The following is a 26014-nucleotide window of genomic DNA, read 5'->3' on the forward strand; positions in this document are numbered from 1 at the left end:
ACGAATTACTTACGCAGTTCGACGCGACGGTTTTGAGCCCAGGACTGCTCGTCGTTGCCGGTAGCAACTGGACGCTCTTCGCCGTAGGAAACCAGTTCCAGCTGAGCTGGGGAAACACCTTGCAGTACCAGGTAGCGCTGAACGGCTTTCGCACGACGCTCGCCCAGAGCCATGTTGTACTCACGGGTACCACGTTCGTCGGTGTTGCCTTCCAGAACAACGCGAGCGCCGTTTGCTTTCAGGTCTTTGGCGTGAACGTCCAGAGCGCGCATGGCTTCTGGCTTCAGGTCCGAACTGTCGTATTCGAAGTAGAAAGTGGTGATTGCGCGCAGAGCAGCTTCTTCGCTCAGGGAGCCGTCAACTGCGCCAGTGTTTGCGCCATAACCAGCGTTTGGATCTACCGCGCCTTCACCGGCATTGTCGCCGCCTTTGGACGAGCAACCTACAGCTACAGCCATGGCCAGTGCCAGCGCAGCAAATTTACCAAACTTCAGCATTTCCATCGTGAAACTCCTAATGAACCCCAGTGTGTTAAGTACAACGTATAGCGCCGCGTCAGTTCAGGAAAGGGGACCAGGAAGGTTCTCTGACTTCGCCTTGTGCGGTAGGAAGCGGGAGCCTTACGCGTCCATTGATGGACACGAGCATCAAGACTCCCCGGCCCTGCTGGCGGGTGGCGTAGATTACCATGGTGCCGTTGGGCGCGACAGTAGGCGACTCGTCCAGAGTGCTATCAGTGAGGATTTTTACACTACCGCGCTGCAAATCCTGGGCCGCCACTTTGAAATTGGTGAAGCCATCCTGACGGTGAATCATGACAAGCGTCTTTTCATCAGCCGACAGTTTAGGGTTGGCGTTGTAGTTACCGACGAACGTCACGCGTTCGGCACCGCCACCACCGGCACTGGTCTTGTAGATCTGCGGTTTGCCGCCACGGTCGGACGTGAAGTAGATGGTCGAGCCATCCTTGCCCCAGAACGGTTCGGTGTTGATGCCAGGACCGTTGGTGACGCGGCTGATCTGGCGCGAACCCAGGTTCATCACATAGATGTCCGGGTTGCCGTCTTTGGACAGCACGAACGCCAGGCGATTGCCATCCGGCGACCAGGCCGGTGCACCGTTCAGGCCTTCGAAGTTGGTGATCTGCTCACGGCGACCGGTGTCGATGTTCTGCATGAAGATGCGTGGACGCTTCTGCTCGAAGGAGACATAAGCGATGCGCTTGCCATCCGGTGCGAAACGCGGCGACAGGATCGGCTCGCGCGACTGCAGCAGGGTCACGGCGCGAGCACCGTCATAGTCCGAACGCTGCAGGGTGTAGCGAGTGTTGTTCTCGGAGAAACGCTCGGCCGTTACATACAGCAGGCGAGTCGAGAAGGCACCCTTGATACCCGTGAGTTTTTCGAACGACTGGTCAGAGATGTAGTGCGCCATGTCGCGCAACTGATCGACGCCGCCCGACACGCTGCCGGTCAGCACTTGCTGCTCGGTGGCGACGTTGAACAGTGCGTATTGCACCTGCAGGCGACCGCCTGCCGGAACAATGCTGCCGACCATGACGTACTGGGCACCCAGCGCCTTGAAGTCACGGAAGATGATTTCGCTGGCCTGGCTCGGCTGGCTGATCATGTTCTGCTTTGGAAGCGGCGAGTAGTAACCCGAGTTGCGCAGGTCGTTACCGATGATTTCCGCCATATCGTCCGGCAGCACGCTACCGCCCTGGAAGCCGAACGGTACTACGGCGATCGGGGTCGCCCGATCGCTGCCACTGGTAACCAGAATGTTTTTCTCATCTGCCATCGCCATCCCTGCCATGCAGCAGATAACGACCAGCATTCCTCGAAGAAGGTTTCTCACAAGGCTAAATCCTCAGGTGTGAATGTCATCTTGAATGAACGATACGGAGCGAAATCACTCGGCTTCATTCCCTGCATTTCTGTCAAACGTCCAATATTCTTCACCGCTGCAACAGCCGAGGCGTCAAACGGACCGTCGCCACTGGACTTGGACACGTTGACCGAAGTCACCGTACCGTCCGGCAACATGCCGATTTGCAATACGACAGTCATGCCTTTGCGTGCCGAAGGTGGACGAGCCCAGCCTTCCGCTGCACGCGCACGAATCAGGTCATCGAAACTGCCGGCGACTTCGTCGCCCTGCTCATCGGCCAACGCCTGCTGACGCTGCGGCGTGTCGGAAAGCAAATCTGCCAAGGCCTGGGCCTTTTTGTCTTCGGCGGATTTACGTGCCGCGTCCTGCGATTTCTTCTTCGCAGCATCGGCAGCAGCTTTCTTCTTCGCTTCCTCGGCGACTTTCTTCTTCGCCTCTTCAGCTTCAGCTTTCTTCTTGGCGTCTTCCGCGGCTTTCTTCTTCGCGTCTTCGACGATCTTTTTCTTGGCTTCTTCAGCGGCCGCTTTCTTGGCCTCTTCTTCAGCAGCCTTCTTGGCTTCTTCTTCAGCTTTCTTCTTGGCTATATCAGCCAATTGTTTCTCTTCTGCCTTCTTGGCTTCCGCGGTTTTCTTCGCATCGTCGGCTTTCTTGGCTTCATCAGCCTTTTTCGCCTCGTCCGCTTTCTTCGCCTCGTCGGCCTTCTTGGCTTCTTCGGCCTTTTGAGCCACCTCTTCTTTCTTTTGTTCCGCAGCCTTCACGGCTTCCTGCTCGACCTTTTTCTGTTCCATCTGCTCGACTTCGGTCTGACGCGCAGCAGATTTCTGCGCCTCACCGGCAATCTTCTGATTGGTCTGGGTGGTCGCCCGACTTTTCGATTTCAGCTGGTACAAGGTCGCCTGGACAATCGGCTTGGCCGGCGGCAGTTCCGGGGTAAAGGCAAAGCTGACGAACAGCATGCCGAACACCAGCACGTGCAAGCCAATCGCCCAGACACTAGGCCAGAAGTAGCTTTCCGAGGCGGACGGCTCTCGCTGTTGCTGCATCAGGGCGCCTCGGTAATCAAGCCAACATTACCGACCCCGGCTTTCTGCAACCCGCCCATGGCGCCCATGACGGAGCCGTAATCGACACTCTTGTCGCCGCGAATGAAGACCTGGGTACGCTTGCCGCCTTCGTTGCCGACGCGAATGATCTTGGTCACCGCGTCAGTCATCTGCGGCAGGGTCATGGCCCGATCCTGCTGCTTTTCGGTGTCGACTTCGCTGCCAAGGTTCCAGTAGTAGGTCTTGTCGGATTTGATGGAAATGGTCAGGACCTGGGTGTTGTTGTCCTGCGGCAAGGCTTCGCTGGAAACCTTGGGCAGATCAACTTTCACGCCCTGATTGAGCATCGGCGCGGTCACCATGAAGATGACCAGCAGCACCAACATCACATCGATGTAAGGCACCACGTTCATCTCGGCGACCGGCTTGCGCTTTTTGCGAGCTCGAGCGATTAAAGCCATTGGAAATTACCTGCTTATTCTTCGCTGGTGTGCACTTTGCGGTGCAGGATCGCCTGGAACTCGTCGGCGAAGGTGTAGTAGCGGCCCAGCAGGGTTTCGCTGCGAGCAGCAAAACGGTTGTAAGCGATAACGGCTGGAATGGCAGCGAACAGACCGATCGCGGTGGCAATCAGTGCTTCGGCGATACCCGGGGCCACAGTGGCCAGGGTCGCTTGCTGGGCAGTTGCCAGGCCACGGAAGGAGTTCATGATCCCCCAGACGGTACCGAACAGACCGATGTACGGGCTGACGGAACCAACGGTGGCCAGGAAGGGCAGGCTCTGCTCGAGCTTTTCTTCTTCGCGGGAAATGGCGACGCGCATGGCACGCGCCACGCCTTCCATGACCGCTTCCGGGTCAACGCCTGGCTGCTGGCGCAGACGGGAGAATTCCTTGAAACCGGCACGGAAGATTTGCTCGACGCCCGAATCAGGGTCCGGATTGCTGCCGGCCTGACGGTACAGTTTGGACAGGTCGATACCCGACCAGAAGCGCTCTTCGAAGCTCTCCAGGGCACGTCGACCGGCGCGCAGCAGGTTGCTGCGCTGAAAGATCATGATCCACGAGGTCACCGATGCGGCTACCAGGATCAGCATTACCAGTTGCACCACGATGCTGGCATTGCTGACCAGGCTCCACATGGAGGAATGGTCGACGACGTTAGCTTCCACGCTTTATCTCCTGCTTTGAGTGTGTACCCGCGCCGCTCACGTCGGCAAAGGCCGCTCGTAGAGCTTCGGGAATGGCCCGGGGTTTTAAACTTTCAGTGCGCACACAGGCCACCAGAAACTGCCCTTCGCAGAGCAGTGCATTATCCGTCGCCCGCCTGACCTGCTGTTTGAAGCGCAGGCTGGCACGGTTCAATTCGATTACTTCAGCGCTTACCAACAGTTCGTCATCCAGTCGCGCCGGCGCGTGGTAGCGCGCTTCGCTGGAATGCACGACGAACAACAGGTCCTCCCCGGCAAGCTGCGATTGGGCAAAGCCCAGATCTCGTAGCCGCTCGGTTCGAGCCCGTTCCATAAACTTGAGGTAATTAACGTAATACACGATGCCGCCCGCATCGGTGTCCTCGTAATAAACGCGACAACGATGTGCGAAAGGCTCAAGCCCGTTTTGCGCGCGCATACTCTAGTGCTTACTCCTCAGGTTGCCAATCCGGCATGGCAACTGTTTTTCATTGTTCTGCGGCTTTCTCGTGAAAGTACGGTCCTGGGACCCTACATTGCCCGAAAAAATCAGCACGCAACGTTAATTAATCGTCAGCAGCATCGAGGAACTCGTCTACCACGGGCATTTCGCCCAATCGTGACGGAATGTTTAAACCGAAATGCAGGTAGGCATGCCGCGTCACCACCCGCCCCCGTGGCGTGCGCATGATGTAGCCCTGCTGGATCAGGTAAGGTTCCAGCACGTCTTCAATGGTGTGACGCTCTTCGCTGATGGCGGCGGCCAGGCTGTCGACCCCGACCGGCCCGCCGTCGAACTTCTCGATCATGGTCAGCAACAGACGCCGGTCCTGGTGATCGAAGCCACGCTCGTCGACGTCCAGCAGGTTCAGCGCCAGGTCGGCAATCGGCTTGGTGATGTGGCCCTTGGCGCGAACTTCGGCGAAGTCGCGCACCCGGCGCAGCAAGCGGTTGGCAATCCGTGGCGTGCCACGGGCACGGCGGGCGATTTCGAATGCACCTTCCGGGTCCAGCGGCAAACCAAGGATGCTTGCCGAGCGACTGACAATTGTCGACAGATCTGCGTTGTTGTAGAACTCCAGGCGCTGGACGATCCCGAAACGGTCTCGCAACGGATTGGTCAGCATCCCCGCCCGCGTCGTTGCACCAACCAGGGTGAACGGCGGCAGATCCAGCTTGATCGAACGCGCGGCCGGGCCTTCGCCGATCATGATGTCGAGCTGGAAATCCTCCATGGCCGGGTACAGCACCTCTTCAACGATGGGCGACAGGCGATGGATTTCGTCGATAAACAGCACATCGTGAGGCTCAAGGTTGGTCAACAGCGCCGCCAGGTCACCGGGGCGCTCCAGCACCGGCCCCGAGGTACTCTTGATCGACACGCCCATTTCCTGGGCGATGATGTTGGCGAGGGTGGTCTTGCCCAGGCCGGGCGGCCCGAAGATCAGCGTGTGATCCAGGGACTCGTTACGACCGCGAGCGGCCTGAATGAACAATTCCATCTGCTCGCGAACGGTCGGTTGGCCAATGTATTCAGCCAGGCTGACCGGGCGAATCGCGCGGTCCTGGACTTCTTCGCGCTCACGCGGGCTGTGCGTGGCAGCGATCAGACGATCAGCTTCAATCACTTAGATCATTCCCTTCAAGGCGCGGCGGATCATGTCTTCACTGCTCAAATCTTTCTCCTTGATCGCAGACACCGCCTTGCTCGCTTCCTGGGGCTTGTAGCCCAGGGAAATCAAGGCGCTGACGGCGTCAGTCTCGGCAGTGTTCACCGGGACCGGCCCATCCGGCTGGTTCGGCACCAGGGCGAACATGGCCGGTACGGTTTCCCAGGCCTTGAAGCGATCCTTGAGCTCCACCAGCAAGCGCTCGGCGGTTTTCTTGCCGACGCCCGGGACCTTGGTCAGCGCCGAAGTGTCCTGGGACTGTACACAACGAACCAGTTCGTCGACTTCCAGGCTCGACATCAAGGCCAGTGCCAGTTTCGGCCCGACGCCGTTGAGGCGGATCAATTCGCGAAAAAAATCGCGCTCACGCTTGCCGACAAAACCATAGAGTAACTGTGCGTCTTCGCGCACGACCAAATGGGTGTGCAAGGTTAGCGGCTCACCGACCGACGGCAAGCGGTATAGGGTCGTCATGGGCACTTCAAGTTCATAGCCCAGGCCATTTACATCCAGAATCAGATGGGGAGGCTGCTTCTCAGCCAGGGTGCCGCGCAAACGTCCAATCACGTTACAAATCCTTGAGCGTTGGCCAGCTCTTGGCCAGCGACTGATAGGGCGAGGGAATGCCGCCGACAACCCAGGCGGAATGCCCTCACTCCATGAAAATGATTGCTGATGCTATCAGAGACGCAGGCGCCCGCCACGACTGCGTGCTGCTCCCAGCCCATGAGGCAACAGACTGGAACGGGTGTGAGCGTGGCAGATGGCAATGGCCAGGGCGTCCGAGGCATCGATCTGCGGTTTGCTGGTGAGCTTGAGCATGTGCATGACCATCATTTGCACCTGCTCCTTGTTGGCCGCACCGGTGCCGACGACCGCCTGCTTGACCTGGGTTGCGGTGTATTCGGCAATTTCCAGGCTTTCCTCGGCACCTGCCACGATCGCGGCGCCACGGGCCTGCCCCAGTTTCAGGGCGGAATCGGCGTTACGGGCCATGAACACCTTTTCGATCCCCATGGTCACCGGATGGTAAGTCTGAATGATCTCCCGCACCCCGCGATAGACAATCTGCAGTCGCTCATGCAACTCGCCGGCACCGGTGCGGATACAACCGGAAGCGACGTACTCACAGCCACGGCCGGTATCACGCACTACACCGTAACCGGTGATGCGCGAACCAGGGTCGATACCAAGAATTAAAGTCATAACGCCTGCAGGCTTTTTATGTAGGAGCGAGCTTGCTCGCGATGGACGTCAACGATAACGCGGCTGACTTGAATGAACGCCGCTCTCAGGTTTTTCGCGAGCGAGCTCGCTCCTACAAAAGGCAAATCAACCGAGCTGTGCAGCCACCGACTCCGGGATGTCCGCATTGGAATAGACGTTTTGCACATCATCCAGGTCCTCGAGCATGTCGATCAGCTTGAGGACTTTCTCGGCGCCTTCCAGATCGAGCTCGGCGCTGGTGGTCGGCAACATGACGATTTCCGCGTCGTCACCCTTGAAGCCCGCCGCTTCCAGCGCGTTACGCACGGAATAGAACCCGGCAAACGAGGTGAACACGTCGATCGAACCGTCTTCGTTGGTCACCACGTCATCGGCGTCGGCTTCCATGGCGGCTTCCATCAGTGCGTCTTCGTCAACGCCGGCAGCGAAAGAGATCTGCCCCTTGCGTTCGAACAGATAGGCCACCGAACCGTCAGTCCCCAGGTTTCCGCCGCATTTGCTGAACGCGTGACGAACAGCGGCTGCGGTGCGATTACGGTTGTCGGTCATGCATTCGACCATCACTGCCACGCCGCCCGGACCGTAACCTTCGTAGGTCAGTTCGACCATGTCGTCGGTATCGGCGGCGCCAGCACCACGGGCAACTGCCCGATCAATGATGTCGCGACTCATGTTCGCGCCAAGGGCCTTGTCCAATGCCAGACGCAGACGCGGGTTGGAGCCTGGATCACCGCCACCCTGACGGGCAGCGACAGTCAGCTCACGAATCCACTTGGTGAAAATCTTGCCTTTCTTGGCATCCTGACGTTCTTTGCGGTGCTTGATGTTCGCCCACTTGGAATGACCTGCCATAACTCGCTCCGAATTCTCTTTGAAACATTGCCCGCTGCGCTGCATTGCGCCGGCCGACAAACAAAAATCTTGAACAACTCTATCTATAAAGAAAGGGCGCATCCACAGATGCGCCCTTCAGGTCAGCCTTACTCGGCCTTAGGCGTTTCGCGCAGACGAATGTGCAGTTCGCGCAATGCCTTGGCATCCACCTGACCCGGTGCCTGAGTCATGACATCTGCCGCGCTCTGGGTTTTCGGGAAGGCGATCACTTCACGGATCGACTGGGCGCCAGTCATCAGCATCACCAGACGGTCCAGACCGAAGGCCAGGCCACCGTGCGGCGGCGCGCCGTACTTCAGGGCATCGAGCAGGAAGCCGAATTTCTCTTCCTGTTCCGCTTCGTTGATGCCCAGCAGACGGAACACCGACTGCTGCATCTCTTTACGGTGGATACGGATCGAACCGCCACCCAGTTCGGTACCGTTCAACACCATGTCGTAGGCACGGGACAGAGCGCCAGCCGGGTTGGCTTCCAGCTCTTGCGGGGTGCACTTCGGCGCGGTGAACGGGTGGTGCAAGGCGCTGAAGCTACCGTCGTCGTTCTCTTCGAACATCGGGAAGTCAACGACCCACATCGGAGCCCATTCGCAGGTCAACAGGTTCAGGTCGTGACCGAGTTTGATGCGCAATGCGCCCAACGCTTCGCTGACGATCTTGGCCTTGTCGGCGCCGAAGAACACGATATCGCCGTCGACCGCACCAACACGATCCAGGATCACGTTGAGGTTGGCTTCAGGGATGTTCTTCACGATCGGCGATTGCAGACCGTCAACGCCATTCGCGCGCTCGTTGACCTTGATGTACGCCAGGCCCTTGGCACCGTAGATGCCGACGAACTTGGTGTAATCGTCGATCTGCTTGCGCGGCATGCTCGCCCCGCCAGGAACGCGCAAGGCGGCGATACGGCATTTCGGGTCGTTGGCCGGGCCGCTGAACACCTTGAAGTCGACTTCCTTGAGCTGGTCGGCCACGTCAACCAGTTCCAGCGGGTTACGCAGGTCTGGCTTGTCGGAACCGTAGCGGCGCATGGCTTCTTCGAAGGTCATGTGCGGGAACTCGCCGAATTCCAGGCCCAGCACTTCCTTGAACAGGTTGCGGATCATTTGCTCGGTCAGGCCCATGATCTCTTTTTCATCGAGGAAGCTGGTCTCGATGTCGATCTGGGTGAATTCCGGCTGACGGTCGGCACGCAGGTCTTCGTCACGGAAGCACTTGGCGATCTGGTAGTAACGGTCGAAACCGGCCACCATCAGCAGTTGCTTGAACAGCTGTGGCGATTGCGGCAAGGCGAAGAACGAACCGGCGTGAGTACGGCTCGGCACCAGGTAGTCGCGCGCGCCTTCCGGGGTAGCACGGGTCAGGATCGGCGTCTCGACGTCGAGGAAGCCGTTCTCGTCCAGGAAGCGGCGGATGCTGGTGGTCATGCGCGAACGCAGACGCAGCTTCTCGGCCATTTCCGGGCGACGCAGATCGAGGAAGCGATAGCGCAGGCGGGTTTCTTCGCCGACGTCGGAGAACTCGTTCAATGGGAACGGCGGGGTTTCCGATTCGTTCAGCACTTCCAGCTCGTAACCCAGGACTTCGATCATGCCCGACGCCATGTTGGCGTTGGTCGCACCGGCCGGACGCAGGCGAACCTTGCCGGTGATCTTCACGACGTACTCGCTGCGCACGCGATCGGCAGCGGCGAAGGTTTCAGCGCGATCCGGATCGAACACGACCTGGGCCAGACCATCACGATCACGGATATCGAGGAAAATCACCCCACCGTGGTCACGGCGACGATGGACCCATCCGCAAAGGGTAATTTCCTGGCCGTCCAGGCTTTCGTTCAGTTGGCCGCAATAATGGCTGCGCATCATGGTCGTGGTTTCACTTCTCGTAATTCGAAATTCGGTGGAGATCCTACAGCAGCCCCGCCTTTAAAAAAGTCGCCGGGTGATGCAAGAGCACGCGTGTCGTTCAACTCAGGTTCCAGACCTTAGTCAGCTTTGTCGCCGCCGGCCAGATTCTTCTTGGAACCGGTCTTGAAATCGGTTTCGTACCAACCCGTGCCGCTGAGGCGGAAGCCCGGCATGGACAGCAACTTTTTAAGCTCTGGCGCCTGACAGGCAGGGCAGTCGACCAGCGGTGCATCGCTGATCTTTTGAATGGCTTCCAACTGATGACCACAGGAAGCACATTGATAATCGTACATCGGCATGGAGGTTGTCTCGGCGATCAGATTGCTACCGCACACGCAGGGTTTTGCGGCAAAGAGCGGGATTATATCCATTAAATGCGGCCTGTGCAGCCGTAAGACTGCACAGACCGACACTCTGCTGCTTTCGCCGCCCGGGCTAGGCCGTGACGGCGCAACCCCCTTCCTTGAGACTGTGCACGACACAGACAACCCGCACCAATCCACTGAAGTTCCTTACCCCGCCGTGACGCAAGTGAACTTCGCGGTCCACGTGAGATAACAGGCTACTGACCGAACAACCATTGGCCCGGGCCATCTCCCCCAAAATATCCCAATAAACCTGTTCAAGCCGCAAACAGGTGGCGAAGCCATTCAACCGTACTGAGCGGGACAAGGGCTGGGCCAGCCCCATATCGAACTCGCGAACAAACGGATCGACCCTTACATCCTTGTGCGAACCGTATCGCCCCTCTTTTTGCCGTTCATAAACCATAACGCTGACACTCCTTTGCCATCCTGGTTTTTTATGAGCAACTGTGTGTCGACTTATAAAAACGCAGGTGCAAAGGTATATCCAGTCGACTTTATGACCGTCGACGTAGGATAAGCCAACAACTGTTGGCAGACCCGGGAGATCGTCCTACTCCGGACAATTTCCCACGCAGCAAAGTGACGCCCCCTTCAGAAGCACCGCATGGAATGCCGTAGGAAAGAAGAGCGCGAACAACACTTCAAGGCGTCATCCACGTACGCGAGCGTTACTGATCAGCCGTAGGTACCGCAACCCCGCAACCTGCGGCAAATCATCCCCAAAGAGCCGCCGGACGCCCTGATTTGAGTAGCCTGCGGCTTTGCTGTTAAATAGACAGCGTGTCGCCAGTGCCTATTTTTTCCGGGCGCGGCGCATAGGCTGATACCGGGTACGTGTCCAACGCCTCTTTATTATCTTGAAGCGAACCGTGCGCCATCAGCTCTTCCTTGTGAGCTGTCTTAACGTGAGTTAATCAAAATGTTGAAAATCGTCCATCTGTTGATAGGCGCAGCGGCCTTGCTGCTGTCCTTCATCCCTAGCCTGCAATCCGAAGCCTTACCTTACCTGCAACAACCCGACGCGCTGTACCTGGCCTTTTTCGGCCTGCTCAACCTCACGCTTGCACCTGTCATCCCTTACTGGAACAAAGGCCCGCGTCACCAACTGCAAAACCTGGTCAGCGCCCTGCTGGTTCTGAGCGTGGTCCTGCAAACCCTGACGCTGATCGCACCGATGCCCGTCATCGCCGGTCAACCCGCCGTTCTGTTCAGCCTGGTCGCAGCCCTGATCGCCGTTGCCCTGCACCTGGGCATCAGCTTCTACAAATCGTCACCAGCCGCCGCTTCGCCAAGCTACGACATGAGCAACCGCGATACCGGCACCGTCAAGTGGTTCAACACGTCCAAAGGCTTCGGCTTCATCTCCCGCGACTCCGGCGACGATATCTTCGTCCACTTCCGGGCCATTCGCGGTGAAGGTCACCGCGTCCTGGTCGAAGGCCAGCGCGTGGAGTTCTCCGTCATGAATCGTGACAAGGGCCTGCAAGCCGAAGATGTGATCGCAGCGCTGCCGCGCCGCTGATTCAAGGCTAAAAAAAACCGCGCACAGCCGAGCTGTCCGCGGTTTTTTTGTGCCTGCGATTTACTTAATAGTGGGGCGGCGGCGCTTCCTCTTCGAATGACTCGAACTGTCCGACCATTTCCTCCTGCCGCTTGAGCAGCGCGGCCATTTGCAGTTGCAGGCGCTCGACCACCCGCTGCTGCGCCACCAGCACATCATTCAATGCCTGGATGGTGTCATCCTGAAAGGCCAGACGGCTTTCAAGCTCGGTAACGCGTTCTTCCAGGCTCATGGTTCAGCCCTCCAGAAACGTAAAATCATCGGCCAAAATCAGACGCAAACGTTCGCGAATGGCGACGATCTGCTCCGACTTGTAGGGTTTTGCCGGGTGTTTACCCCAAACCGGCGCGGGCCAGGCGGCATCTTCGCGCTTGCGCACAATCACATGCATGTGCAACTGACTGACGACATTACCCAGCGCCGCAACATTCAACTTGTCCGCATCGAATGAGTCCTTGAGCACTTGCGACAGCGCAGTTGTTTCCTGCCAGAGCTGTTGCTGGTCTGCGACATCCAATTGAAATATCTCGCTGATAGCCTCGCGACGAGGTACCAGGATGAACCAGGGATAGTTCGAATCGTTGGACAGCAGCAACCGGCAGAGCGGAAAGTCCCCGATCGGTAACGTGTCTTGTTGAAGTCGTGGATCTAAAACGAACACTGCGCGCACTCCCGCCGGATCATCATTTTTCAGCTTAGCGCCCATCCTGACGGGACAGCGCGCCAAACGACCGGACGGCAGCATACCTGCGAACGGCGCACGCTTCACGACGAACCTTACGCAGAAGTCACGAGCGCCAACGAAAGGCTGACAACCCGCCCCCGGATGAGACACTTTTCGCTGCTGCGCACCATTACAGAACTGACAAGACGGCAAAAAATACCGAAATGACTGATTTACAAGGAGGAGTTCGTTTCAGACAAGCGGTCAACCTGGGTGAACTCAGCACGACACAATTTTTTTTGCACCAAAACCGCACAGTGGGTCTACGCTGAACGCTTCGACATCCGCCATTTACACACTGGCGGGGTGATCCGGTAACATTTTTGGTTGTCATGCAGCGGACCAGAAGGGTGCAACATGATGCCAGACAAGGCGTCAAGCCCAAACTAAACACGCTTGAACCCCCCGGCTTTATGAGGTTTTTACAGCGTCAGACACTCAACTGGAAAAAAGCTGCAACAAAACCCGATTTTGTGCACACTTGTTGCATTCATACCCAACATGGCCTGAGTGGCACCCGCTGGAAGTGGAGGCCCTCAGGCAAAAAAAAACAGTGGCAAGGTAGCCCGATGGAGATTCAAACGTTTCACCAGGACTCTTTTTACCGACGCCAAGGCTCGGAAAACAGCACAAAAGTTGTCAGCCCGGTTGCGTCGGAGCGGGAAATTTGCGACATCTACCATGCTGTTTGCGACAGGGTCGTAAAGAAGGCGAAAGGTTAGATACGCAAGTATCGCCAACATTGTCGGCGTGATATAAGTTTGCGCCGACACAAAAAGAAAGAGCCGCCCAGATAATAAAACAGGTGGGACGGCAGTACTCTTCTAAAACCAAAGGAGCAAATCACGATGCGCGTGATGAAGTGGAGCATGATCGCACTGGCAGTTGCAGCAGCAGCCAGTACCCAATTGGCTACGGCCGCCCCTTTCGTAAGTGACCAGGCTGAAGCCAAAGGTATTGTTGAAGACAGCTCCTTGAACTTGCTGGTTCGCAACTACTACTTCAACCGTGACAACAAAGATGGCGCTCGCGACCAGAAAGACTGGACCCAAGGTATCTGGGGTAACTTCAGTTCCGGTTATACCCAGGGCCTGATCGGTGTAGGCGTTGACGCATTCGGTTACCTGGCAGTCAAACTGGATGGCGGCGACGGCACTTCCGGCTCAGGCAACATGAGCCGTAGCGACACCGTTAATGCCAACGGTTCTCGCGACGTTAACGACAGCCAGGGTAAAGCCGGCGGCGCCGTTAAAGTCCGCATCTCCAAAACCGAGCTGAAATTCGGCGAAATGCAGCCAAGCACTGCGCCAGTGTTCGCTGTTGGCGGTTCCCGTATCCTTCCTCAAACTGCTACTGGCTTCCAACTGCAGAGCAGCGAAGTCAAAGACCTTGACCTCGAAGCCGGTCACTTCTACTCGGCGTCCAGCCAGGACAAAAACGCTAGTGACGGCGGCCTGTTTGCAACCTACGCTGGCGTAGAAGCCAACTCCATCGACTACTTCGGTGGCAAATACGGCATCACCGAAAACCTGTCGGCATCGCTGTACGGCGCCAAGCTGGAAGACATCTGGAACCAGTACTACGCCAACCTGAACTACACCATCCCGTTTGGTGGCGATGAGTCGCTGAACCTGGACGGTAACATCTACAACACGCAAGATACCGGTGACGCCAAAGCGGGCGAGATCAGCAACACCGCTTACTCCCTGGCAGCCGCTTTCTCGTTCATGAAAGCACACACCATCACCCTCGCCTTCCAGAAGGTTAACGGTGACACTCCGTTCGACTACATCGGCGTGGGCAAAAACAACCGCGGCGGCGACTCGATCTTCCTCGCCAACTCCATCCAGTACTCTGACTTCAACGCCCCTGGCGAGAAGTCTGCCCAGGTTCGTTACGACCTGAAAATGGCTGAGTACGGCGTTCCAGGTCTGAGCTTCATGACCCGTTACGTCAAAGGTTGGGATATCGACGGCACCAAAACTCCTGTAGGCAGCCCTTACGCTGGCCTGTATGGCGAAGACGGCAAGCACAACGAGACCAACTTCGAAGCCAAGTACGTTGTTCAGACTGGCCCGGCAAAAGATCTTTCCTTCCGTATTCGTCAAGCATGGCACTTCGCTAACGCTGACGAAGGTGAAGGCGACGTGAAAGAGTTCCGTTTCATCGTCGACTACCCGCTGTCGGTTTTGTAATCGCATCCAGTTAGTTTGCGGTAACAAAACAAAAGGCCCATCTTCGGATGGGCCTTTTTTGTTGGCTGTCGCCTGACTGCTTAACGACCTGCCCCTTACAGAACATGCCTGACCAAAGAGTCAGACATTGCTCAAAAGTCCCGTCACTGCACCGCAGATTCCTGAACCACACGAATAACCCGCTGTGGAAATGGAATATCGATGCCGGCCTCTCTCAGGCGATCACGGGATAGTTCGTTGAACATGAACATCACGTCCCAGTAATCGGCAGTCTTTACCCAGACACGAAGCGAAAGTGTGATCGAACTGTCACCCAGGGTAGAAACAACTGCCTGTGGTTCCGGATCTGCCAATACTCGCGGATCCTTGGCCAATTCCAGCAAAACTTCACGGGCTTTCTGCAGGTCCGCTTCGTAATCCACACCGACATCAAACACGACCTTGCGGGTCGGCTGACGGTTTGTGTTGGTGATGATGCCATTCGACAGATTGCCGTTAGGCACGATGATGGTTTTGTTATCACCAGTACGCAGCACGGTATGGAAAATCTGGATGCTGTCGACAGTACCGGCGATACCCTGAGCCTCGATCCAGTCACCGATGCGAAACGGACGGAACAGCAAAATCAGCACGCCACCGGCGAAGTTCGCCAGGCTGCCCTGCAAGGCCAGGCCAATGGCCAGGCCTGCTGCACCAATCGCCGCGACAAACGAAGTGGTTTCCACACCGATCATCGAGGCCACGCTGACGATCAGCAGGATCTTGAGAATGATGTTCGCCAGGCTGCTGATAAAGCCTTGCAGCGCCAGGTCGGCATTACGCAATGCAATCAGGCCGCCGAGCTTTTTCGTGACCTTGTTGATCAGCCACCAGCCGATGGCCAGGGTGATGACCGCCAGCAGTACACGGCTGCCGTATTCCATGATCATCGGGATCCAGGTTTGGGATACCTTGACCAGATTGTCTACCTCGGCATTTAAGTCCATCTACTCTCTCCTGTTTTCCGGCTACCCGGCATGCGTAAAAAAGCGGCAGAAAGATCGAACCGCGACGGGCTCAATCGTTTCTGCCGTTGCTTGGGCCTCCGACGTCACAAACGCCAAGAGGTTCCCGCTTTCAGACTCAGTCGCGGAAGTTGTTGAACTGCAGCGGCATACCGAATTCCTTGGCCCGCAGCACTGCAATGGCTTCTTGCAGGTCATCACGCTTTTTGCCGGTGATGCGAACCTGCTCGCCCTGAATGGCCGCCTGGACCTTGAGCTTGGCGTCTTTGACATGAGCGACGATTTTCTTCGCCAGCTCCTTGTCGATGCCTTCCTTGAGGACGGCTTCCTGCTTCATCAGCTTGCCCGAGGCGAACGCGTCCTTGACTTCAAGGCACTGCACGTCGATTTTGCGCTTGACCAGCGCCAGCTTGAGGATCTCAATCATCGCTTCGAGCTGGAAATCCGCTTCGGCGGTCAGGTTGACGGTCAGGTCTTTTTCCTTGAACTCGAAGCTACCTTTGCCTTTCAGGTCATAACGACGATCGAGTTCCTTGACGGCGTTCTCGACCGCGTTGGTGACTTCGTGTTTGTCCAGTTCGGATACCACGTCGAACGACGGCATGTAATCTCTCCAAATTTAAAGGCGCACTGATGGAGCACGCCTGGCTTGCGGTTAAAATCCGCGCTGATTATAACGGGTCTTTCCCATCATTCACTGCGAGCTGCCGATGCACGCCTTAAACAGAGCAAAAAGCTGATGTCCACCACCTGGCATGTACTGGGCGCCGGCAGCCTCGGCACTTTATGGGCGACACGTCTGGCACGGGCCGGAGTGCCGGTCAGGCTGATCCTGCGGGACACCGCGAGACTGCAGGCCTATGAGGCGGCCGGTGGATTGACCCTGGTTGAACACGGCGAAGCGCGACACTATGCCGTGCCCGCCGAGACAGCCGACAGTCCCCAACCGATCAACCGCCTGCTGGTGGCGTGTAAAGCCTACGATACCGAAAGTGCGGTGGCCCGACTGGCGCCACGCCTGGCCCCAGGCGCCGAACTGATCCTGCTGCAAAATGGCCTGGGCAGTCAGGACGCGGTGGCCGCACAGGTTCCTCAGGCACGCTGCATCTATGCGTCGAGCACCGAAGGCGCCTTCCGTGATGGCGATTGGCGCGTGGTGTTTGCCGGACATGGTTTCACCTGGCTGGGGGATGCGAGCCATCCGGTGGCGCCGATCTGGCTCGATGACCTGAGCGCTGCCGGCATCCCCCACGAGTGGAGCACCGAAATCCTGACCAGGCTGTGGCGCAAACTCGCCCTCAACTGTGCGATCAATCCGCTGACGGTGCTGCACGATTGCCGCAACGGCGGTTTGCAGCAACATCAATGTGAGGTCGCCACCCTGTGTGGTGAACTGGTGGAGTTGCTCGAGCGTTGTGGTCAGCCGGCAGCGGCCGAAAACCTGCAGCAGGAAGTCGAACGGGTGATTCACGCCACCGCAGCCAACTACTCCTCGATGCATCAGGACGTCACGAGCCAGCGCCGCACAGAAATCAGCTACTTGCTGGGTTACGCCTGCAAAGTGGCCGGGCGCCATCAACTGAACCTGCCTCACCTCAATCAGCTTGAGGCAAGGTTGATCGCCCGCCTGCAAAGCCTTGGATTGCCCAGCGACTGAGCAGCGGCTACGCTGGCCACTTGTTCCTTGTCTGCGATGAATCCGATGCCATTGCGCCAGCGCCTTGAAAACCTGCCCGTCGGCCAGAAACTGCTGGCCGCCCTGCTGGTACTGATGGTCACCGTCCTGCTGGTTGCCAACCTGACCTTTATCAGCGCCGCCTACTACATTTCCCAGGAAAGCATGGCGCCCCAGGCCCTGCAGACCATCGGCCGGCTGGTATCCAACCCGAGCCTGGCCTCCGAAGCCCTGGCGTCACCGCAAAGCGCCGAGCGCCTGCTGAATGAACTCAACAGCTATTCGCCGTTGCGCGCGGCGGCCCTGTATGACGCAAAGGGCGAACGACTGGCGCAATTGCAGCATGGCGACAATCTGGAGCTGCCGAAGCGTTTCCGGCATATCGAAGACTGGCAGATCACCGAGTTTCGCACCAATCAAGTCATCCCCCTGCCCCGCACCGGTGCGGCACCAGGGCACCTACTGTTGGTGGCCTCGAGCGAACTGCCAGTGGCGTTCTACACCGGGACCCTGACGGCCAGCCTGGGCATTCTGATCTTCAGCGTCTTGCTGTGGCTGATCATTGCCCGCCAGATCAAGCGCCTGATTACCCGGCCGATCCACCAACTCGAAGAGTTGTCCCGGCAGGTCACCCGTGAAGAAAACTACGCACTGCGTGCTTCGCGAGGAAACCACGATGAAATCGGCAGCCTCGCCGAGGCGTTCAACACCATGCTTTCGCGGATCGAGGCCAGGGAGCAGCAACTCAAGCGGGCCAGGGACGACTCCCAGGCAGCCTACGACCAGGCCCAGGGTCTGGCGGAAGAAACCCGCCATACCAACCGCAAACTGGAGCTCGAAGTGCAGGTGCGCAGCAAGATCGAGAAAAAGCTCACCGGTTTCCAGAACTACCTCAACAGCATCATCGACTCCATGCCGTCGGCGCTGATCGCCCTCGACGAACAGCTCTATGTGACGCAATGGAACCAGGAGGCCAGCGCCCTGTCCGGCACGCGTCTCGATGAAGCCCTGAACCAGCCCATCTTCCTTGCCTTCGAACCGCTCAAGCCATTTTTGCCGCAACTCAAGGAAACGGTCGAGCAGCATACGGTGGCCAAGATCGAACGTGTCACCTGGCTCAAGGACGACGAACCCCGCCACTACGCCCTGACTTTCTATCCGCTGATGGGTGGTGCCGGGCGTGGCGTGGTGATCCGGATCGACGACATCACCCAGCGCCTGTCCCTGGAAGAGATGATGGTGCAGTCGGAGAAAATGCTTTCGGTGGGTGGTCTGGCCGCCGGCATGGCCCACGAGATCAACAACCCGCTGGGTGCGATCCTGCACAACGTGCAAAACATTCGCCGACGCCTGTCCCCCGATCTACCGAAGAACCTTGAAGTGGCCGTACAGGCCGGCATCGAACTGGCGACGGTCAATCAGTATCTGCAGGTGCGTGAAGTGCCGCAGTTGCTCGACGGCATCCAGCAGGCCGGTGCACGGGCGGCGAAAATCGTCACCCACATGCTCAGTTTCAGCCGCCGCAGCACTCGCCAGATGGCCCCATGCGATCTACCCGCCCTGATTGACCAGGCCGTGGAAATCGCCGGCAACGATTTCGACCTGGCGATCGGTTTCGACTTCAAGGGCCAAGCCATCATTCGTCAATTCGATCCCGCGCTGGGAGCGGTCCCCGGCACCGCCAACGAACTGGAGCAAGTGCTGCTCAACCTGTTGAAGAACGCCGCGCAAGCCATTCACCAGCGCGAAGACGACAGCGAGCCGGGGCGGATCATTCTGCGCACCCGGCTGAATCCGCCATGGGCGGAAATTCAGGTCGAGGACAACGGCATCGGTATGAGCGAAAGCGTGCGCAAACGCACCTTCGAGCCATTTTTCACGACCAAGGAAATCGGCCAGGGCACCGGGCTTGGGCTGTCGGTGTCGTACTTCATCGTCACCAATAACCATAAGGGGCAGATGGAAGTGCAATCGACCCTGGGCCAAGGCACTTGCTTCACCTTGCGTCTACCCCTGGCGAGCACGCCGCCTGTGCCGCATGAACTCAATTTGCTATCGAGGTAACCATGGGCTTTCGTTTGTCGAAGATTTACACCCGCACTGGCGACAAAGGTGAGACCGGGTTGGGCGATGGTCGTCGCGTACCGAAAGATCACCCGCGCATTGAAGCAATCGGCGAGGTCGATACGCTGAACAGCCAGGTTGGGGTGCTTCTGGCCGGGCTGGCGGCAGAAACAGCTCGATTTCCAGGGTTGAACGAAGTCATCGAGGTATTGGCTCCCTGCCAGCATCGGTTATTTGATCTGGGTGGCGAATTGGCGATGCCGGTGTATCAGGCGTTGAATGCAGCGGAAATCGAACGCCTGGAAGCGGCGATCGATGTGTGGAATGAAGAGCTGGGACCACTGGAAAACTTCATCCTGCCTGGCGGCTCGACGCTGATTGCCCAGGCCCATGTCTGCCGTAGCCTGGCGCGCAGCGCAGAGCGGCGCTGTCAGCAACTCAATGCGATTGAACCGTTGGCCGGGGTTGGCCTGGCGTACATCAATCGGTTGTCGGATTTGCTGTTTGTGATGGCGCGGCTGATTGCCAAGCGTCAGGGAGTGACGGAGATTCTTTGGCAGCCTGCGGCGAAGCCTGAGGTTTAGCCGGCGCCTCTCAGGACCCCTTCGCGAGCAAGCCCGCTCCCACAGGTTTTGTGTGCGCCACAAATCCACTGTGGGAGCGGGCTTGCTCCGGGCGGCGTTCCGACGAAGAGGCCAGCAGGAGCGCTACAAAATCAGGCCTTAGGCCAAAACGCCCGAATCCCCGCCACACCCTGCGCCCCCGCAGCCCAGGCTTTCTCGACCTCAGCCGGGCCAACCCCACCCAGCAGGAACACCGGCTTGCTGAACCCCTCGATCAAGCTCGACGCCTGCTCCCAACCCAACGGCTCGGCGCCAGGGTGAGTCAGGGTCGGCTGCACCGGCGACAGGGTCACGAAATCCACCCCCATCTGTTCGGCCAGCGCCAGCTCTTCAGCGTTATGGCATGACGCCGCCAGCCAGCGCGATTCCGGGAGCGGTCGGCCAGCCGCTGCGTATTTGCGCAGCTGCGCCGAGGTAATGTGCCAACCGGCAGACGGGAAGTCGCCCAGCCATTCGAACGGCCCCTTGATCATCAATTGCGCCTTGCCGGCACACAGGCCCACAGCATCCACTGCCAGGTCGCGGTATTTCGGGTCGTAACCGTTCGGTGCACGCAACTGGATCAGCTTGATGCCGCCGGCAATGGCCTTCTGGATGCCGCGCAGCAAGGCTGGGGTTTCCAGATCTTCCGGGGTAATCAGGTACTGAGCGGGTAACTTCGCGGCCGCGACGATCGGCTGATTGGCCACCGGAAACTCGTAACCCGACAGGTCGCGGGGCGACACCCAGGCCAGCGGTTGGCCTTCGGCGCCGTGGGGCTCGCCGGTAAACGCCGAGACTTCCCAGACATCCAGCAACACCTGCTTGTCCGGGTAATCGTGCCGGACCTTGATCAGCGGGCGCGCCGCGCCGACCACAATGCCCAGTTCCTCATGGAGTTCGCGGGCCAGTGCGGTTTCGACCGACTCGTCGGCCTCGACCTTGCCGCCTGGAAACTCCCACAGGCCACCCTGGTGCTGTGAATCCGCACGACGGGCGATCAGGATTTGACCACTGCCATCGCGGATGACGGCGGCGGCGACATGGACTCGTTTCACCTTTGCAACTCCTCCAGTCCGGCCTTCTGCCAGGCCTTGAACGCCGGCCATTGGTAGAGGGTTTCAACATAGGCTTCGTCAGCCGCGGACAGTTTCACCCGATAGGTGCGCAGGCGCACGGCGATGGGTGCAAAGAACGCGTCGGCCAACGTGATGCGGCCAAACAGGTACGGACCGCTCTCGGTCGCAGCGGCACGACACTCGGCCCACAACGCCGACATGCGCTCGATGTCCGCCTGGACATCGGCCAGGACCGGCGACAGCGCTGCGTCATGGCTCAGGTCGAATGGCATGTTGCCGCGCATGGCGAAAAAGCCACTGTGCATCTGCGCGCACGCCGAACGCGCCTGGGCACGGGCGGCGGTGTCCTTGGGCCACAGGTTCGCGTCGGGGAACCGTTCTGCCAGGTATTCGGCAATCGCCAGGGAGTCGGCGATGGTGCCGTGTTCGGTTTTCAGCAGCGGGACTTTACAGGTCGGCGAATGCTTGAGCAGACGCTCGCGGGTGTCCGGCTGGTTCAGCTTGATCAGTTCTTCAGTGTAGGAAGCGCCAGCCAGATCAAGGGCCAGAGCGCCGCGCAGGGACCAGGAGGAATGCAGTTTGTCGCCGATGATCAGGTGCAGGCTCATGTTCGGGGTGCCTTCTCGTCAGGGTAACAAGCCAGAATATCTAGCGTCTGGTCGTCAGCCTTCGCGAGCAAGCCCGCTCCCACAGTTGATCGGGCAGTACGCACATCTTGTGTTCACTGAAGATCTCCTGTGGGAGCGGGCTTGCTCGCGAATGGGACGACTCGGTCTTGAACCGTGTATTAAGTACGGTACTCGGCGTTGATCTTCACGTATTCGTGGGACAGGTCGGTGGTCCAGATGGTTTCGCTGCAATCGCCACGACCCAACTCGATACGGATGGTGATTTCTTCCTGCTGCATCACCGCCGCGCCCTGGGCTTCGGTGTAGGTCGCCGCGCGCGCGCCACGGCTGGCAATGCACACGTCGCCGAGGAACACGTCGATCTTGCTCACGTCCAGGTTCGGTACGCCGGCACGGCCTACGGCCGCCAGGATACGGCCCCAGTTCGGATCGGAAGCGAACAACGCGGTCTTGATCAGCGGCGAGTGAGCCACGGTGTAACCGACGTCCAGGCATTCCTGGTGATTGCCGCCACCGTTGACTTCAACGGTGACGAATTTGGTCGCGCCTTCACCGTCGCGAACGATGGCCTGGGCCACATCCATGCACACTTCGAACACCGCCTGCTTCAATTTGGCGAACAACTCGCCTTCGGCACAGGTAATTTCCGGCAATGCCGCCTGACCGGTGGCGATCAGCATGCAGCAGTCGTTGGTCGACGTATCGCCATCGATGGTGATGCGGTTGAACGACTTGTTGGCGCCGTCCAGCATCAGGTTCTGCAGCACGTCGCGGGAGACTTTGGCGTCGGTGGCGATGTAGCCGAGCATGGTCGCCATGTTCGGGCGAATCATGCCGGCGCCTTTGCTGATACCGGTAACGGTGATGGTCACACCATCGTACTGGAACTGACGGCTGGCACCTTTTGGCAGGGTGTCGGTGGTCATGATGCCGGTGGCGGCAGCTTCCCAGTTGTGGATCGACAGGTCGTCGAGGGCCGCTTGCAGCGCGCCTTCAATTTTCTCGACCGGCAGCGGTTCGCCGATCACGCCGGTGGAATACGGCAGCACCTGGCTGGCATCGACACCGGTCAACTCGGCCAGTTTCGCGCAAGTGCGCTCGGCGGCGGCCAGGCCAGGTTCGCCGGTGCCGGCGTTGGCATTGCCGGTGTTGGTCAGCAGGTAACGCACAGGACCTTGTACGCGTTGCTTGGCCAGGATCACCGGTGCGGCGCAAAAGGCGTTCAGGGTGAACACGCCGGCAACCGTGGAGCCTTCAACACAGCGCATGACCACAACATCCTTGCGCCCCGGGCGCTTGATGCCGGCCGAGGCGATACCGAGTTCAAAACCGGCAACCGGGTGCAACGTTGGCAAAGGACCAAGACCAACAGCCATGAATGCGCTCCTTTATAAATGATGTCAGCACCGTTTCAGCAGAACGGTGGTTCGAATGGTAAAACGCCGCGACGGCAGAAGCCGGTCGCGGCGCGGGTATTTCAGCGTTTGAAACGGGTTTACTGAATCTGCCCGTGGCAATGCTTGAACTTCTTGCCCGAACCGCAGTAGCACAGCTCGTTGCGACCCAGCTTCTGCTCGTTGCGAACCGGCGCGGCAGCGAGGGCAACATCGACCTCTTCGCCCAACACTTCCGGTTGCTCAAGGCCTGGCGCCTCTTCATGCAGGAACTGCATGCGAGCGGCCAATGCCTCGGCTTCCTGACGCAGGCGTTGCTCTTCTTCGATCGGATCTTCGCGACGAACCTGAACGTGGGACAACACACGGATCGAATCGCGCTTGATCGAATCCAGCAATTCGGAGAACAGGGTGAACGACTCGCGCTTGTATTCCTGCTTCGGGTTCTTCTGGGCATAACCACGCAAGTGGATGCCGTGACGCAGGTGATCCATGGTCGACAGGTGGTCTTTCCACAGGTCGTCCAGTACGCGCAGAACGATTTGCTTCTCGAAGGTGCGCAGCGCTTCGGCGCCCGCCTGGTCTTCTTTCTCGTTGTACGCGGCGATCAGTTCCTGCATCAGCTTTTCGCGCAGGGTTTCTTCGTACAGGTGATCGTCTTCGTCGAGCCATTGCTGGATCGGCAGCGTCACACCGAAATCGCTCTGCAATGCAGCTTCCAGACCAGCCACGTCCCACTGCTCAGGCAGCGATTGCGGAGGAATGTGTGCGCTGACGGTGGCGTCGAGCACGTCCTGACGGAAGTCAGCGATGGTCTCACCGATGTTGTCGGCGGCCAGCAACGTGTTACGCATGTGATAGATCACTTTACGCTGTTCGTTGTTGACGTCGTCGAACTCGAGCAGTTGTTTACGAATGTCGAAGTTACGGCCTTCAACCTTGCGCTGGGCCTTTTCGATGGCGTTGGTCACCATGCGGTGCTCGATCGCTTCGCCAGGCTGCATGCCCAGGGCCTTCATGAAGTTCTTCACCCGGTCAGAGGCGAAGATGCGCATCAGGCTGTCTTCCAGCGACAGGTAGAAACGGCTGGAACCGGCGTCGCCCTGACGACCGGCACGACCACGCAGCTGGTTGTCGATACGGCGCGATTCATGACGCTCGGAGGCAATCACCTGCAAACCACCCGATTCGAGCACTTGCTGGTGACGCTTCTGCCAGTCGGCCTTGATCTGGGCAATCTGCTCAGGGGTCGGGTTTTCCAGGGAAGCCACTTCCACTTCCCAGTTACCGCCCAACAGGATGTCGGTACCACGACCGGCCATGTTGGTGGCGATGGTCAGTGCGCCCGGGCGACCGGCCTGAGCAATGATCTCGGCTTCCTTTTCGTGGAACTTGGCGTTCAGGACCTTGTGTTCGATGCCTTCCTTCACGAGCAGGCTGGACATGTGCTCGGAGGTTTCGATGGTGGCAGTACCGACCAGAACCGGACGGCCCGCGGCCATGCTTTCCTTGATGTCAGCTACGATTGCCGCGTATTTCTCGTCGGCGGTCAGGAACACCAGGTCGTTGTAGTCTTTACGGGCCAGCGGCTTGTTCGGTGGAATCACCATGACCTGCAGGCCATAGATCTGGTGGAACTCGAACGCTTCGGTGTCGGCCGTACCGGTCATGCCGGACAGCTTGTTGTACAGACGGAAGTAGTTCTGGAAGGTGGTCGATGCCAGCGTCTGGCTTTCGGCCTGGATGTTCAGGTTTTCCTTGGCTTCGATGGCCTGGTGCAGGCCTTCGGACAAGCGGCGGCCCGGCATGGTACGGCCGGTGTGCTCGTCGACCAGTACGACCTGACCGTCCTGCACGATGTACTCGACGTTGCGATGGAACAGCTTGTGCGCGCGCAGGCCGGCGTAAACGTGGGTCAGCAGGCTCAGGTTGTGCGCCGAGTACAGGCTCTCGCCTTCAGCCAGCAGGCCGATGCGGGTCAGCGTTTCTTCGACGAACTGGTGACCGGCTTCGTTGAGTTCGACCTGGCGGGTCTTCTCGTCGACGGTGTAGTGGCCGGCCTTGGTGACTTCGCCTTCCACTTCTTCGACGTGCAATTCAAGCGTCGGGATCAGCTTGTTGACCTCGATGTACAGCTTGGAGCTGTCCTCGGCCTGACCGGAGATGATCAGCGGCGTACGGGCTTCGTCGATGAGGATGGAGTCGACTTCGTCGATCACGGCGAAATTGAGTTCGCGCTGGAATTTTTCTTCCATGCTGAACGCCATGTTGTCGCGCAGGTAATCGAAACCGAATTCGTTGTTGGTGCCGTAGGTGATGTCGGCGGCGTAGGCAGCGCGCTTCTCTTCCGGCGGCTGGAACGGCGTGACAACGCCGACCGTCATGCCGAGGAATTCATACAGCGGGCGCATCCAGTTGGCGTCACGGCGGGCCAGGTAGTCGTTCACCGTCACAACGTGCACACCGTTGCCGGACAGCGCGTTGAGGTAAACGCCCAGTGTTGCCACCAGGGTCTTGCCTTCACCGGTACGCATTTCCGCGATCATGCCTTCATGCAAGGTCATGCCGCCGATCAGCTGGACATCGAAGTGGCGCATGCCCATGACACGCTTGCCGGCTTCGCGGGCGACCGCAAAGGCTTCTGGCAGCAGTTTGTCGAGGGATTCCCCTTTGGCGATGCGGGCCTTGAACTCGCTTGTCTTGGCACGCAATTGATCGTCCGAAAGGGCCACCATTTGCTCTTCGAAGGCATTGACGAGTTGCACCGTCTTGAGCATGCGTTTGACTTCACGCTCGTTCTTGCTTCCAAAAAGTTTCTTTAACAAAGGCGCAAACATATCGGCAGGATCTTCCACACTAAAGGGATGGAGGGCGGCCCCGTGAGTCGCCCGTGCAGCCCTCA

Annotated in this window: 26 protein-coding genes; 5 read left to right on the forward strand and 21 right to left on the reverse strand. The window is 58.6% G+C overall.

The genetic code is table 11. From position 1 onward, the window contains the following. Positions 1-5: 5 nt before the first annotated feature. From pal to KGB28_RS17795, 13 genes are all read right to left on the reverse strand, one after another. Entirely contained in the window at positions 6-503 is a 498-nt protein-coding gene (gene pal / locus KGB28_RS17735; RefSeq protein ID WP_003178634.1) for a peptidoglycan-associated lipoprotein Pal, read from the reverse strand. 52 nt (positions 504-555) lie between these two features. After that, positions 556-1836 (reverse strand): Tol-Pal system beta propeller repeat protein TolB, encoded by a 1281-nt coding sequence (gene tolB / locus KGB28_RS17740; RefSeq protein WP_191624928.1) that lies wholly within the window; start codon positions 1834-1836, stop codon positions 556-558. 17 nt (positions 1837-1853) lie between these two features. Then, on the reverse strand, positions 1854-2933 hold the full coding sequence (tolA, locus tag KGB28_RS17745; RefSeq protein ID WP_223446717.1) for a cell envelope integrity protein TolA: 1080 nt from the start codon (positions 2931-2933) through the stop codon (positions 1854-1856). Further along, on the reverse strand, positions 2933-3385 hold the full coding sequence (gene tolR / locus KGB28_RS17750) for a protein TolR (RefSeq protein WP_162135951.1): 453 nt from the start codon (positions 3383-3385) through the stop codon (positions 2933-2935). Before tolR ends, tolA begins: the two co-directional genes overlap by 1 nt. A 23-nt stretch (positions 3386-3408) precedes the next feature. Beyond that, positions 3409-4104 carry a protein TolQ gene (tolQ, locus tag KGB28_RS17755; RefSeq protein WP_008147369.1) on the reverse strand — a complete coding sequence of 232 codons (696 nt, stop codon included), beginning with the start codon at positions 4102-4104 and terminating at the stop codon, positions 3409-3411. After that, positions 4094-4561: a tol-pal system-associated acyl-CoA thioesterase gene (gene ybgC / locus KGB28_RS17760; RefSeq protein WP_057713518.1), complete on the reverse strand. Its 468-nt coding sequence runs from the start codon at positions 4559-4561 to the stop codon at positions 4094-4096. Before ybgC ends, tolQ begins: the two co-directional genes overlap by 11 nt. 127 nt (positions 4562-4688) lie before the next feature. Beyond that, entirely contained in the window at positions 4689-5750 is a 1062-nt protein-coding gene (gene ruvB / locus KGB28_RS17765) for a Holliday junction branch migration DNA helicase RuvB (protein WP_008015800.1), read from the reverse strand. After that, positions 5751-6359, reverse strand: coding sequence for a Holliday junction branch migration protein RuvA (gene ruvA, locus KGB28_RS17770; RefSeq protein WP_154947109.1), 609 nt, complete (start codon positions 6357-6359; stop codon positions 5751-5753). A 114-nt stretch (positions 6360-6473) separates the two neighbouring features. Continuing rightward, the gene (gene ruvC, locus KGB28_RS17775; protein ID WP_008015799.1) at positions 6474-6998 is read right to left on the reverse strand and encodes a crossover junction endodeoxyribonuclease RuvC; all 525 of its coding nucleotides are present in this window, start codon (positions 6996-6998) and stop codon (positions 6474-6476) included. Between the two features lie 126 nt (positions 6999-7124). Beyond that, complete coding sequence (locus KGB28_RS17780; RefSeq protein ID WP_046042206.1) at positions 7125-7871, reverse strand: YebC/PmpR family DNA-binding transcriptional regulator; 747 nt, start codon at positions 7869-7871, stop codon at positions 7125-7127. 128 nt (positions 7872-7999) lie between these two features. Beyond that, entirely contained in the window at positions 8000-9775 is a 1776-nt protein-coding gene (aspS, locus tag KGB28_RS17785; protein ID WP_223446719.1) for an aspartate--tRNA ligase, read from the reverse strand. 119 nt (positions 9776-9894) lie between these two features. Beyond that, entirely contained in the window at positions 9895-10116 is a 222-nt protein-coding gene (locus tag KGB28_RS17790; RefSeq protein ID WP_032829812.1) for an FmdB family zinc ribbon protein, read from the reverse strand. Between the two features lie 136 nt (positions 10117-10252). After that, positions 10253-10588, reverse strand: a complete 336-nt coding sequence (locus tag KGB28_RS17795; RefSeq protein ID WP_223446721.1) for a ribbon-helix-helix domain-containing protein — start codon at positions 10586-10588, stop codon at positions 10253-10255. Between the two features lie 516 nt (positions 10589-11104). On the opposite strand from KGB28_RS17795, the gene KGB28_RS31710 reads away from it, so the two are divergent. Beyond that, positions 11105-11707 carry a cold-shock protein gene (locus tag KGB28_RS31710; protein ID WP_008052457.1) on the forward strand — a complete coding sequence of 201 codons (603 nt, stop codon included), beginning with the start codon at positions 11105-11107 and terminating at the stop codon, positions 11705-11707. Between the two features lie 64 nt (positions 11708-11771). On the opposite strand, the gene KGB28_RS17805 is transcribed toward KGB28_RS31710, so the two are convergent. Together KGB28_RS17805 and KGB28_RS17810 are read right to left on the reverse strand one after the other, a co-directional pair. After that, the gene (locus tag KGB28_RS17805) at positions 11772-11978 is read right to left on the reverse strand and encodes a SlyX family protein (RefSeq protein ID WP_008052459.1); all 207 of its coding nucleotides are present in this window, start codon (positions 11976-11978) and stop codon (positions 11772-11774) included. 3 nt (positions 11979-11981) lie between these two features. Then, the gene (locus tag KGB28_RS17810) at positions 11982-12407 is read right to left on the reverse strand and encodes an HIT domain-containing protein (RefSeq protein ID WP_223446747.1); all 426 of its coding nucleotides are present in this window, start codon (positions 12405-12407) and stop codon (positions 11982-11984) included. Between the two features lie 911 nt (positions 12408-13318). On the opposite strand from KGB28_RS17810, the gene KGB28_RS17815 reads away from it, so the two are divergent. After that, positions 13319-14665 carry an OprD family porin gene (locus tag KGB28_RS17815; RefSeq protein ID WP_223446723.1) on the forward strand — a complete coding sequence of 449 codons (1347 nt, stop codon included), beginning with the start codon at positions 13319-13321 and terminating at the stop codon, positions 14663-14665. A gap of 143 nt (positions 14666-14808) precedes the next feature. Here KGB28_RS17815 and KGB28_RS17820 read toward each other — a convergent pair whose 3' ends face one another. Both KGB28_RS17820 and KGB28_RS17825 read right to left on the reverse strand, forming a co-directional pair. Then, positions 14809-15651 carry a mechanosensitive ion channel family protein gene (locus KGB28_RS17820; protein ID WP_223446725.1) on the reverse strand — a complete coding sequence of 281 codons (843 nt, stop codon included), beginning with the start codon at positions 15649-15651 and terminating at the stop codon, positions 14809-14811. A 136-nt stretch (positions 15652-15787) separates the two neighbouring features. Then, positions 15788-16273, reverse strand: coding sequence for a YajQ family cyclic di-GMP-binding protein (locus tag KGB28_RS17825; RefSeq protein ID WP_007977344.1), 486 nt, complete (start codon positions 16271-16273; stop codon positions 15788-15790). Between the two features lie 135 nt (positions 16274-16408). On the opposite strand from KGB28_RS17825, the gene KGB28_RS17830 reads away from it, so the two are divergent. Genes KGB28_RS17830 through KGB28_RS17840 form a run of 3 tightly spaced genes read left to right on the forward strand, consistent with a single transcriptional unit; the run spans position 16409 to position 19992 of the window. Next, positions 16409-17326 (forward strand): putative 2-dehydropantoate 2-reductase, encoded by a 918-nt coding sequence (locus KGB28_RS17830; RefSeq protein ID WP_223446727.1) that lies wholly within the window; start codon positions 16409-16411, stop codon positions 17324-17326. Positions 17327-17371: 45 nt separating this feature from the next. Beyond that, positions 17372-19408: a sensor histidine kinase gene (locus KGB28_RS17835; RefSeq protein ID WP_223446749.1), complete on the forward strand. Its 2037-nt coding sequence runs from the start codon at positions 17372-17374 to the stop codon at positions 19406-19408. A 2-nt stretch (positions 19409-19410) separates the two neighbouring features. Then, positions 19411-19992 (forward strand): cob(I)yrinic acid a,c-diamide adenosyltransferase, encoded by a 582-nt coding sequence (locus KGB28_RS17840; RefSeq protein ID WP_223446729.1) that lies wholly within the window; start codon positions 19411-19413, stop codon positions 19990-19992. A 131-nt stretch (positions 19993-20123) separates the two neighbouring features. Here KGB28_RS17840 and KGB28_RS17845 read toward each other — a convergent pair whose 3' ends face one another. The 4 genes from KGB28_RS17845 to secA form a co-directional block, all read right to left on the reverse strand. Further along, entirely contained in the window at positions 20124-21068 is a 945-nt protein-coding gene (locus tag KGB28_RS17845) for a Nudix family hydrolase (protein ID WP_223446731.1), read from the reverse strand. Further along, positions 21065-21697 (reverse strand): glutathione S-transferase family protein, encoded by a 633-nt coding sequence (locus KGB28_RS17850; protein WP_223446733.1) that lies wholly within the window; start codon positions 21695-21697, stop codon positions 21065-21067. The genes KGB28_RS17845 and KGB28_RS17850 overlap by 4 nt, the downstream gene beginning before the upstream one ends. A gap of 179 nt (positions 21698-21876) precedes the next feature. Continuing rightward, positions 21877-23094 (reverse strand): bifunctional glutamate N-acetyltransferase/amino-acid acetyltransferase ArgJ, encoded by a 1218-nt coding sequence (argJ, locus tag KGB28_RS17855; RefSeq protein WP_223446735.1) that lies wholly within the window; start codon positions 23092-23094, stop codon positions 21877-21879. A gap of 119 nt (positions 23095-23213) precedes the next feature. Next, positions 23214-25949, reverse strand: coding sequence for a preprotein translocase subunit SecA (gene secA / locus KGB28_RS17860; protein ID WP_223446736.1), 2736 nt, complete (start codon positions 25947-25949; stop codon positions 23214-23216). Between the last annotated feature and the right edge of the window lie 65 nt (positions 25950-26014).

It is taken from the genome of Pseudomonas sp. BF-R-19 (genome assembly GCF_019956445.1).
GTDB classification, from domain to species: Bacteria; Pseudomonadota; Gammaproteobacteria; order Pseudomonadales; family Pseudomonadaceae; genus Aquipseudomonas; species Aquipseudomonas fluorescens_BH.